Origin of the sequence: Nonomuraea terrae (assembly GCF_044465245.1) — a bacterium.
Lineage (GTDB): Bacteria > Actinomycetota > Actinomycetes > Streptosporangiales > Streptosporangiaceae > Nonomuraea > Nonomuraea terrae.
In genome coordinates this window covers 586,099-596,381 of record NZ_JBITLL010000005.1, presented here as the reverse complement: position 1 = coordinate 596,381, position 10,283 = coordinate 586,099, and the positions used below count along the sequence as shown (strand labels likewise).

The 10,283-nt window shown below is 72.0% G+C and carries 9 protein-coding genes; 6 read left to right on the top strand and 3 right to left on the bottom strand.

Annotated elements, in window-relative coordinates:
- Window positions 1-7: 7 nt before the first annotated feature.
- Both ACIBP6_RS26520 and ACIBP6_RS26515 read right to left on the bottom strand, forming a co-directional pair.
- Window positions 8-1,351, bottom strand: coding sequence for a cytochrome ubiquinol oxidase subunit I (locus tag ACIBP6_RS26520; protein ID WP_397056306.1), 1,344 nt, complete (start codon window positions 1,349-1,351; stop codon window positions 8-10).
- 410 nt (window positions 1,352-1,761) lie between these two features.
- The gene (locus ACIBP6_RS26515; RefSeq protein WP_397056304.1) at window positions 1,762-2,604 is read right to left on the bottom strand and encodes a polysaccharide deacetylase family protein; all 843 of its coding nucleotides are present in this window, start codon (window positions 2,602-2,604) and stop codon (window positions 1,762-1,764) included.
- A gap of 301 nt (window positions 2,605-2,905) precedes the next feature.
- Here ACIBP6_RS26515 and ACIBP6_RS26510 point away from each other — a divergent pair, with 301 nt between their 5' ends.
- From ACIBP6_RS26510 to ACIBP6_RS26500, 3 genes are all read left to right on the top strand, one after another.
- Entirely contained in the window at window positions 2,906-3,595 is a 690-nt protein-coding gene (locus ACIBP6_RS26510; protein ID WP_397056302.1) for a carbon monoxide dehydrogenase subunit G, read from the top strand.
- Window positions 3,596-3,734: 139 nt separating this feature from the next.
- Window positions 3,735-4,631, top strand: a complete 897-nt coding sequence (locus ACIBP6_RS26505) for a hypothetical protein (protein WP_132615840.1) — start codon at window positions 3,735-3,737, stop codon at window positions 4,629-4,631.
- Window positions 4,632-4,680: 49 nt separating this feature from the next.
- Window positions 4,681-5,349: a DsbA family protein gene (locus ACIBP6_RS26500; protein WP_397056300.1), complete on the top strand. Its 669-nt coding sequence runs from the start codon at window positions 4,681-4,683 to the stop codon at window positions 5,347-5,349.
- Between the two features lie 18 nt (window positions 5,350-5,367).
- Here ACIBP6_RS26500 and ACIBP6_RS26495 read toward each other — a convergent pair whose 3' ends face one another.
- Window positions 5,368-6,012 carry a thymidine kinase gene (locus ACIBP6_RS26495; RefSeq protein WP_397056298.1) on the bottom strand — a complete coding sequence of 215 codons (645 nt, stop codon included), beginning with the start codon at window positions 6,010-6,012 and terminating at the stop codon, window positions 5,368-5,370.
- 123 nt (window positions 6,013-6,135) lie between these two features.
- On the opposite strand from ACIBP6_RS26495, the gene ACIBP6_RS26490 reads away from it, so the two are divergent.
- Genes ACIBP6_RS26490 through ACIBP6_RS26480 form a run of 3 tightly spaced genes read left to right on the top strand, consistent with a single transcriptional unit; the run spans window position 6,136 to window position 10,282 of the window.
- On the top strand, window positions 6,136-6,474 hold the full coding sequence (locus ACIBP6_RS26490; RefSeq protein ID WP_246075084.1) for a hypothetical protein: 339 nt from the start codon (window positions 6,136-6,138) through the stop codon (window positions 6,472-6,474).
- Between the two features lie 6 nt (window positions 6,475-6,480).
- Window positions 6,481-8,481 (top strand): hydantoinase/oxoprolinase family protein, encoded by a 2,001-nt coding sequence (locus ACIBP6_RS26485; RefSeq protein ID WP_397056296.1) that lies wholly within the window; start codon window positions 6,481-6,483, stop codon window positions 8,479-8,481.
- The gene (locus ACIBP6_RS26480; protein WP_397056294.1) at window positions 8,474-10,282 is read left to right on the top strand and encodes a hydantoinase B/oxoprolinase family protein; all 1,809 of its coding nucleotides are present in this window, start codon (window positions 8,474-8,476) and stop codon (window positions 10,280-10,282) included. The genes ACIBP6_RS26485 and ACIBP6_RS26480 overlap by 8 nt, the downstream gene beginning before the upstream one ends.
- Window position 10,283 lies beyond the last annotated feature (1 nt).

The window sequence follows — 10,283 nt, the reverse complement described above, 5'->3', positions numbered from 1 at the left end:
GTGCTCCTCAGTACATCAGCGACGGCTCGCGCCGCTCGGCCGCCGGTGCGGGCCGGCGTTCCTCGACGCCGCCGCGTACGTGCCTGGCCAGCAGCACGACCTCGGCGACGGCGAGCGCGCCGTACAGCAGCGTGAAGAGCGTCAGCGACGTCGCCACCTCGCCCAGCGAGACGCCCGGCGAGACGCTGGCGGCCGTCAGCAGCTCCCCGGTGACCGTCCACGGCTGGCGGCCGATCTCGCTGAGCAGCCAGCCGGCGATGACCGCCACCAGCGGCAGCGGCAGCGCCAGCAGCAGCGCCCGCGACAACCACGCCGGGAACGGCCGTCTGCGGCGGGTCAGCCACAGGCCGAGCACCGACAGGCCCACCGTGGCCAGCCCGAACACGATCATCACCCGGAACGACCAGAAGACGACGGTGGGGTCGGGGCGGTAGTCGCCGGGGCCGAACTGCCGCTCGAAGCGGGCCTGCAGGTCCTCGGTGCCCTGGACGGTGGCGCCGGGGTCGTGGGCGGACAGCAGGCTCAGCAGCTTGGGGATCTCGATCCCCGGGACCACGGTGAAGGCCGCGCCCTGGGTGTCGTGCTCCAGGCCCTCGGCTGCGGCCAGCTTCATGGGCTGCTGTTCGTGCAGCAGCCGGGCCGAGCTGTCGCCGGTGCCCGCGACGACCGCCCCCGCGATGGCCGTCATCACCAGCGCCGCCCGCGCCGCGCTGCGCCACATCTCGGCGCGCGTGCGCAGCAGCCAGTAGCCGCACACCGCCAGCACGAAACCGCCCGCCACCACGAACGCGGACCCCACCACGTGAGGCACCTGGGCCAGCGCCGTGGAGTTGGTCAGCACCGCCCACAGGTCGGTCATCCTGGCCTTGCCGTCCACGACCTCGTAGCCCACCGGGTGCTTCATCCAGGCGTTGGCCGCGAGGATGAAGTAGGCCGACAGGTTGGAGCCGATGGCCGCCGCCCAGATGGTCGCCAGGTGGACCTTCTTCGGCAGCCGGTCCCATCCGAAGATCCACAGGCCGAGGAACGTCGACTCCATGAAGAACGCCAGCAGCGCCTCCATGGCGAGCGGGGCGCCGAAGACGTCGCCGACGAAGGTGGAGTACTCACTCCAGTTCATCCCGAACTGGAACTCCTGCACGATGCCGGTGACCACGCCCATGGCGAAGTTGATCAGGAAGAGCTTCCCGAAGAACTTCGTGAGCTTGAGGTAGTGCTCCTTGCCCGTCCGGTGCCAGGCCGTCTGCAGGCCGGCCACGAAGACGCCGAGCCCGATGGTCAAGGGCACGAACAGAAAGTGGTAGACGGTGGTCACCCCGAACTGCCACCGCGCTAGGTCAAGTGCGTCCATTGCCTCGCCGATTCCCTGGAGCTCTACACGCCGTAGTACTTCTACTCATAGTAGTACTACGTCGTGTAGAGCAACGCTATGCGACCTTGGTCACAGGTGCGGTGGCGAGGATGCCGTGCGGGCCCCGCCCGGCGCGTCCACCGCCGGGCTGATGCCCCTACTCCGCGGGGCGGATGCGTCTGGCGGGGTCGGCTGCGTTCGGCGTGTGGGCGGCGGTGTCGTGGTCGGGTGTGGTGGCCCAGCCGGCGAGGAGGCGGAGCTTGTCCACGGAGTCACTTGCGGGCGCGGCGGCGTAGGCGACCGGGGTGCGGCCGTCGGTGGTCAGCTCCAGGGATGCGTAGGTGAGGTGGAGGACACCGGCGACGGGTGGTGAATGGGTTCGAAGCCCTCCTGTGACGCCGTTCTCGGCGTCAACCGCCGTCCGCTCGTTTTCCTGCCTCGAGGTACGCCCGCAGGTCGCCGAGCGCGAAGCCACGGCGCTTGATCTTCTTCACCAGGATGCGGAAGTCGCCGGCCAGGTCGGGGCGGAAGTGCAGGAGCAGGATGTCGCCTGGGCGCAGCTTCTTGTCGGGCACCTGGTAGGCGATCTTGCCGCCGGGCTGGACGGAGGCCGTCCAGAGCAGCACGGTTTCCAGGCCGCAGCTCTTGGCGGCCCTCAGGGTGTCGGTGTTGTAGCTGCCGAACGGCGGCCGGAACAGCGTGGGCCGCCTGCCCAGCTCCTTCCCGATCAGCCGGGAGCCGCCGCAGATCTCCCGGCGCTGCGCGGCGTAACCGAGGGTGCGCAGGTCGGGGTGGGTGAGGGTGTGGTTCTCCACGGGCGCGCCCGCGTCGCGGAGCTGCCGGAAATATCCCCACTCGCCCGCTCCGACGTACCGGGCCGTGCCGCCGGCCTGGTCGGGGGTGCCGCGGGCCTCGACGGCGTCGCGCATGGCGAAGGCGGTGATGGGGATGCGCTCGTCGCGTACCTGCTGGACGAACCCCGGGTCCTGCTCCCAGCCGTCGTCGATGGTCAGGAAGACGACCTTGCGCTTGGTGGGGATCGAGCTGACCACCGGCGGCAGGCCGCCGCTCCCGGCGATCCTCCCCACCTCGCCCGCCTGCGGCTTCACCCCGGGCGGCCCCTGGGGCGTTCGCACGGGCTCCGGTGACCGCCGCCCCTGGGGCTGGGTGGAGCCGACGGCCGGGGGAGCACCCGCGTCCCCACCGCTCCCGCCGGGCGCGCACGCCACGGCGGCCGCCAGCACGCCGACCATGACGACCGCCCTGATCGCCCTCCGCCCGCGGCCTCGCTGCCCCTTCGCCGCTCGTGGGGTGGGAAGGCGCGGGTCCGACGCGGTGGCCTCACCGAGGGTGGACGCGCACGGCGTCGGCGTGGGGGGAACGTGCGGGCGCCTGGTGGGACTGTGGACGGGTGGGGTGGCGCCTGGTGCGGAGGTGTTTGTGGGTAGGCGCCCGATCATGGGGCACCATGATGCCAGTTGTGATCCACGACGTCGGACGGCTCCGGGACGGATTGCCCTTCTGGAGGCGGTCTCACGTGCCTACAGTGGCCTCATGGATCTGGCGGGCAGTGCCGTGATCGGCGCTTCGAGGGACCTGGTGTGGGCGGCGCTGCGTGACCCGGCGGTGCTGGTGCACACCATTCCGGGCTGCGAGCGGCTGGAGGAGACGGGGCCGGACACGTACCGGATGACGATCAACGCGGGGGTGGGCTCGCTCAGGGGCGTCTACCAGGGAGAGGTGGCGCTGGCCGACCCGCTGGAGCCGGAGAGCTTCACGCTCAAGGCGCGCGGCCAGGGCGCGCCCGGCACCGTGGACGCCACCGTACGCGTGCGGCTGAGCGGGGCCGACGGCGGCACCCGGGTCGACTACGACGCCGAGGCCGTGGTCGGCGGCATGATCGGCGGCGTCGGGCAGCGCATGCTGACCTCGGTCGCCAAGCGCACGGCGGGGGAGTTCTTCGCCGCGGTCGAGGAGCACCTGCGCGCCCCGGCCGAAGCGGCCCTGCCCTCCGGCCTGGGGTTGCCCGCCGAGACCGCCGTCCCGGCCGAGCCGGCCGGTCTCGCGGGCGAGGCGGCGGACCGCGCGGGCGAGGTGCGCGGGGCGGTCTACGAACGTCCTGCCCCCCGGCACACCGAGACGCGCCCGTGGGTGATGCTGGCGTCGTTCGGCATGGGGGCGGGTGTGGCCCTCACCGGGGTCGCGATCGGCTGGCTGTTCGGCCGGACCTCCCGCCGGCACTGACGGGTGTCCCAGCGGGCCGCTCACTGGCCGGTCCCGGTGCGTGGCCCGGCGGGCCGTCCGAGCGGGGCATCCCGGTGCAGGTCAGCATGGGGACGTCCGGCCTCTCGCGGAAGAGGATCTCCGGGCGTAGCGTGGCGGTATGCGGCAGGCACACGCTGAAGACGCACGAACCGAAGCCAGGCGAGTCGTTCGCGACCTGCTGGGCGAGGAGCAGCCGACGGCAGGGGCGCTGGTCGCCGACGTACGCCCCGTGCTGGGCGCCGAGCGCACCGCACGCGCGCTCGAGCTCGCCCTCGGCGCCCAGCTCACCAGGCGCTCCGCCGAGCTGGCCGCCATCGCCGCGCTCCTCGTCGGCACCCGCGAGCTGGGCGAGGAGTGGTGGACGCGGTCCCGGGGCGGCAAGCTGCCCCCGCCCGACGAGGTGCTGAGCACCGCCGTCGCGATCGAGCCGTGGACCGACCTGACCGCGCTCGAGATGCTCGCCGCCTGGATCTCCGACGACGCCGCCGACCGCATGTGGGGCCGGGCGGTCGCCGAGGTCGACCTGAACTCCTGGCAGGCGGAAGACCGCTTCGGCCTGCCGCCGGGCGTGCGGCCCGGGCAGCGGCTCGTCGTCCACTTCGACGCGGGCGGACGCCTCGACGCGGTCGTCACCCGGCGCCCCGGCGACGAGCTGGGCTCCAACCTCGACTTCCAGTCGCTGCGCTACTCCCGGCCCGCCGAGGCGCAGTGGAGCTGGGGCGTGGCGGCCGGGCTCGGCCCGCACCGGCTGCCGGGCGAGAGCCCCGACCCGTACACGCGCGAGGTCCCGTCCGAGGCGGCCGGCATCCTGCGCGGCTGGGCGCTGCGCCACGGCGCGACCCGGGAGCAGCTCGGGGAGCGGTGGGACACGGTCGGCGACGTGGTGGCCGCCATCGAGCGGGTCGACTGGATGTGGCGCAGCGGCGAGTGGTTCGGCTGGTGGCGAGGGGCGTCCGCGCTGGTGGACGACTCGGCGTACCTGCCGTACCGGCTGGAGGAGCTCGCCTCCGGCTGACCTCGCCCGCGCCGGAATCAGGGCGATCGGCGCGGGGTTGTGGTCGTACATGAAGGTGGAGATCTTTTCTGATGTCGTGTGCCCGTGGTGCTACATCGGGCACACGCGGTTCGCCAGGGCCGCCGAGCGGTTCCGGGCCAAGGGCGGGACGATCGAGGTGACGATGCGGCCGTTCCAGCTCGACCCGAGCACCCCCGAGGAGGCCGAGCCGATCATGCCGGCGATGGAGCGCAAGTTCGGCGCGAACGCCCGGCAGATGATCGACCGGGTCGTCGGCGTGGCCCAGGCCGACGGGCTGGAGATGGACTACGCCAGCGCCCTCAGCGCCAACACCCTGGAGGCGCACCGCCTCATCGAGGTCGCCACCCGGCAGGGCCTCGGCAAGGAGATGGCCGAGCGGCTGTTCCGCGCCTACTTCGCCGAGGGCCGCAACGTCGCCGACCGAGGGGCGCTGGCCGAACTGGCCGCCGAGGTGGGCGTCCAGGACACCGGGGAGGGCGCGGAGGCCGTGGCCGAGCAGATCGGCCGGGCCCGCGCCCTCGGGATCACCGGGGTGCCGCTGTTCCTGTTCGAGGGCAAGTACGCCGTGTCGGGCGCGCAGCCGGAGGACGCCTTCGCCGCGGCCATCGACGAGGTGGCCGAGCGCACCGGCCAGACGCCGATCGTCCAGCTCGCGGCCCCCGCCGACGGCTGCGACGACGGCTCCTGCGCCGTCTGAGGCGGCGGGGGAGCGGGCTCAGCTCGCGGCCGGCGTGCCTTCGCCGAGCTCGCCGGAGCGGTGGTGACGGCGGCAGAGCACCTGGTAGCGCACGGGCGCCTCGCCGGTGTCGCCGATCACGACCTGCTCACCGGTACGCACCAGCACGCCCCCCACCACCCGGGCGTTGAGCTGCCCAGGACGCCCGCACCAGCACAGCACCTCGACCTGCAGCCGGCACACCTCGTCGGCCAGCTCGAACAGCCGCTGCGCCGCCGGGAACATCACCGAACGGAAGTCGGAGGCCAGGCCGAAGGCGTAGACGTCCACACCGTGCTCGTCCACCAGGTCGGCGAGCTGCTCGATCTGCTCGATGCTGTAGAAGCACGCCTCGTCGCAGATCAGGTAGTCCACCCGCCCGTACGAAGTCACCAGCCGGACGAGGTCGAGGGAGTCCTCCACCTCGATGGCGTCGCGCCCGAGCCCGATGCGGCTGGTGACCTTCGGCCCGCCGGAGCGGTCGTGTTTGGTCAGCACCAGTCCGCGCCTGCCTTGTCGCGCGTGGTTGTAGTTCATCTGAAGCGCCAGGGTGGACTTCCCGCAGTCCATGGGGCCGAAGTAGAACTTCAGTACGGCATCCCTGGCGCCAGAGGGTACGGCAGACAAGGCAGACAGTTCGGTCACGGGCCGTCAGCTTAGTGGCTTGGCTTGTTACCTGGCCTCGTGGGACATTTCTCCCCTGAGTTACAGGAGGGACATTCTGTGGTCACCGACAAACCCCCGGCGCCCCCGCCGACGCTCGAGGCGATGATGAGACCGGACGAGCTGACGGCCGCCCAAGCCGACGCGACGCGGTGGCGATACGGTTTCCTCGTCGTCGTGGCGGGCATCGTCGCGGTCCTGGTCGCGTTCGGCGCGGCCGTGTTCGCCAGCGGTGAGTTCGCCGCGTTGTTCGCCGGTGTGGCCGGAGTCGTCGGCACCATCATCGGGGCCTACTTCGGCGTGCAGGCGGGACAGAGCGGGAAGGCGAGGGTGGAGGCGGAGCTGGCCAGGTCGCAGGAGATGGTGGTGCGGCTGGCGGCGTACGTCGGCACCGACAACGCGCCCCGGGTCATCGACGAAGTGCTCGGCCGGCGCCGGAGCTGAGGAGCCATGCGTAGCGTCCGTATCGGAGTGGACACCGGAGGCACGTTCACCGACGTCGTGGCGGTGGACGAGGAGACCGGTGAGATCCTCACCACGAAGACCCCCTCGACCCCCGCGGACCCGGCCGACGGGTTCCTCGCGGGCATCGACAAGCTGGGCCGGCTCGACGTCGGCTCCATCGTGCACGGCACCACGGTGGCCACCAACCGGCTGCTGGAGGACCGGATCGGCGACCTCGGGTTCATCACGACCGAAGGTTTCGAGTCCATCCTGGAGATCGCCAGGCAGAGCGTGCCCGACGGCTACGGCAACTCCTATTTCTGGGTCAAGCCGCCCAGGATCGTCCCGGTGCACCTGGTGAAGACCGTCGGCGGGCGGCTCGACCACCGGGGCAACGAGGTGCGCCCGTTCAACGAGGAGCAGGCGGTCGAGGTCGCCCGCTGGTTCCGCGCCAAGGGCATCACCGCGATCGGCGTCTGCTTCCTGCACTCCTACGCCAACCCCGCCCACGAGCACCGCATGCGCGAGGTGCTCTGGCGCGAGCACCCCGAGGCGGTCATCTCGCTGTCGAGCGACGTGCTGCGCGAATACCGCGAGTACGAGCGCTCGGTCACCACCCTCGTCGACGCCGCCGTCAAGCCGGTCATGCGCGGCTACCTCGCGAGCCTGTCCCACAGGCTCGGCAGGCCGTTCTCGGTGATGAAGTCCAACGGCGGCATCCTGTCGGCCCGCGAGGTCGTCAACCAGCCGATCACCACGGTCCTGTCCGGCCCGGCGGCCGGGGCGCTCGGCGCGGCGCTCATCGCCTCCACGGCCGGCCACAAGTCCGTGATCACCCTCGACGGCGGCGGCACCTCCACCGACGTGGCCGTGGTGGCCGACGGCGAGCCCTCCGTCACCACCGAGGGCAGCGTCGGCCGCTACCCGTGCAAGATCCCGATGATCGACATCGTCACCGTCGGCGCGGGCGGCGGCTCGGTCGCGTGGATCTCGCCGGAGGGCACGCTCAAGGTCGGCCCCAGATCCGCCGGCGCCGACCCGGGCCCCCTCTGCTACGGCAGGGGCGGCACCGAGGTGACGGTCACCGACGCCCACGTCTTCCTCGGCCGTATCCCGCCGCACCTGCTCGGCGGTGAGATCCCGCTGGACGCCGACGCCGCGCGCACCGGCATCCAGGGCCTCGCCGACAAGCTCGGCCTGACTCCCGAGCGCACGGCGACCGGCATCCTGGAGATCAGCGCGTTCAACCAGAGCAACGCGATCCGGCAGCTCACCGTCCAGCGCGGGCTCGACGTGCGCGACTTCCCGCTGGTGACGTTCGGCGGGTCCGGGCCGCTGCTGGCGTGCCGGCTGATCGACATCCTCGGCCTGCCGTCCGTGCTCGTGCCGCGCGACCCGGGCAACGTCTCGGCGTTCGGGCTGCTCACGGTGGACGTCAAGAACGACTACGTCCGTACGTACGTCACCCGCGACCTGTCGCCGGGTACGGCCGCCGAGATCTTCCACGACCTGGAGCATCAGGCGGGCGAGACGCTCCAGCGCGAGGGCTTCGACGACCCCGTCTACCAGCGCAGCGCCGACCTGCGCTACTACGGCCAGGCGTACGAGGTGCGGGTGCCCGCCCCGGCCGGTGAGATCGACGAGGAGTGGCGGGCCGAGGTGGTGGCCCGCTTCCACGACGCCCACGAGAAGCTCTACGGCTACGCCTACCGCGACGATCCCCGCCACGCCGTCGAGTGGGTCAACCTGCGCGTGTCCGGCATCGGGCCCATCAACCGCCCCGCCATCCGCCGCCTGGACAAGCCGGGCGCGGGCGCCACGTCGGTCCGGCCCGTCCACTTCGACGAGACCCGCGACACCCCGATCCACCAGCGCGCCGCGCTCGGCCCGGGGGCCACGGTCAGGGGCCCTGCGGTGATCGAGGAGTACGGCTCCACGATCCCGATCCACCCCGGCTTCATCGCGAAGGTCGACGAATACGGAAATGTGGAGATAGCTCGTGACTGATCCCATCCTGGTGGAGATCGTGGAGGGGACGCTGGCCTCCGTCGAGATGGAGGTCGAGACGGCCATCGCGCGTACGGCCCGCTCACCGATGATCCGCGACGCGCACGACTTCCGCGCGGGCATCCACGACGTACGGCTGCGCAAGCTCACCGGCCGCTCCTACAGCGCGCTCGTCCAGCCGGTCGTGCGCGACTTCCCGATCGAGACGATGAAGCCCGGCGACGTCTACTTCCACAACGACGTCTACCTGTCGGAGGGCGGCATCGGCCACCTGCCCGACCTGTGCGTCACCGTGCCGGTCTTCCACGACGGCGAGGTGGTGGCGTTCGTGCAGGCGTTCGGCCACCACGACGACATCGGCGGGTCGGTGCCCGGGTCCATGCCGTCGCACGCGCGGTCGGTGTTCGAGGAGGGCCTGATGGTCCCGCCGATCAAGCTGTGGGACCAGGGCGTGCCCAACGAGACCGCGCTGCGCATCATGACGCGCAACTCCCGCATGCCCGACTCCCTCGCCGGCGACCTCGACGCGGAGTGCTCGGCCTGCCTGATGGGCGCGCGCCGCCTGGCCGAGCTGTTCGAGCGCTACGGCCGCCAGGACGTCGAGGAGTGCTTCGACGCGATCATCGACAAGACGACCGAGACGTTCCGCAGGGAGCTGCTGGCCAAGATCCCCGAGGGCACGTACGTGTGGGAGGACTACGCCGAGCACGACGGCGTGGACGAGCCCCGCCTGCACGCGCAGCGCATCACCCTGACGGTCGACCATGCGGAGCACGCCCCGCTGACGATCGACTTCACCGGCACCTCGCCGCAGGCCAAGGGGCCGATCAACCACGCGGGCGACTACGCCGACGGCGTGTTCCTGAAGAAGTGGCTGGCGCCGGTGCTGCGCAACCTGGCCGACACCCCCGAGCGCATGGCCGAGCTCGACGTCAACGAGGGTGTGGTGCCGCTGATCAAGATGGTCTTCCCGGAGAAGGGCACCCTGCTCACCCCCGTCTTCCCGGCGCCGACCAACGCCCGCACGTTCGTCATCCTGCGCCTGCTCGGCGTGCTCGCGGGCGTGCTGGCCAAGGCGACCGGCGGGCGCATGCCGGCCGACCAGGAGACCATCCGCTACACCGGCGTGTACGGCACCGACGCCGAAGGGCAGCCGTACCTGATGCGGGAGGTCCTCGGCGGCGGCTCCGGCGGGCGCTGGTACGCCGACGGCGAGGACACCATCCACGTCGTGCCCGACTCGCGCAACATCCCCGTGGAGTTCGCCGAGGCGCGCTGGCCGTTCCGGGTCGAGCGGCTGGGCCTGGCCTGCGACTCCGGCGGGCCCGGCATGTTCAGGGGCGGGCTCGGCTACGACAAGCACATCAGGATGCTGCGCGACGCCTCCTACATGTCGATCGCCGACCGGTCGATCCTGTCGTGCTGGGGGGTCAACGGGGGCCTGGCCGGGCGGCCGTTCCGCGTCGAGATCGCGGGCAAGGAGATGGACGGACTGGTGGACGACTACCAGGTGCAGGCCGGCGAGCTGATCCGCATCCGCACGACGGGCGGCGGCGGCTGGGGCTCCCCGTACGACCGCGACCCCCGCGCGGTGGCGGCCGACGTGCGCGACGGCAAGGTGTCGATCGCCGGGGCGCTCGGCGACTACGGCGTGGTGCTCGACGGCGACCGCATCGACGAGCAGGCCACCGCCGAGCTGCGCGCCCGCCTGCGCCCGCGCGCCGACCGCTTCTTCGACCGCGGCCCCGGCTACGCCAGGCTGTCCGGCGGGCGCGCGCACGCGGAGGTGGACGAGCTCTAGC

Coding starts and splice junctions, on each gene's coding strand:
- ACIBP6_RS26520 (WP_397056306.1), bottom strand. CDS start 1,351: ATGGACGCACTTGACCTAGCGCGGTGGCAGTTCGGGGTGACCACCGTC.
- ACIBP6_RS26515 (WP_397056304.1), bottom strand. CDS start 2,604: ATGGTCGGCGTGCTGGCGGCCGCCGTGGCGTGCGCGCCCGGCGGGAGC.
- ACIBP6_RS26510 (WP_397056302.1), top strand. CDS start 2,906: ATGGATCTGGCGGGCAGTGCCGTGATCGGCGCTTCGAGGGACCTGGTG.
- ACIBP6_RS26505 (WP_132615840.1), top strand. CDS start 3,735: ATGCGGCAGGCACACGCTGAAGACGCACGAACCGAAGCCAGGCGAGTC.
- ACIBP6_RS26500 (WP_397056300.1), top strand. CDS start 4,681: ATGAAGGTGGAGATCTTTTCTGATGTCGTGTGCCCGTGGTGCTACATC.
- ACIBP6_RS26490 (WP_246075084.1), top strand. CDS start 6,136: ATGATGAGACCGGACGAGCTGACGGCCGCCCAAGCCGACGCGACGCGG.
- ACIBP6_RS26485 (WP_397056296.1), top strand. CDS start 6,481: ATGCGTAGCGTCCGTATCGGAGTGGACACCGGAGGCACGTTCACCGAC.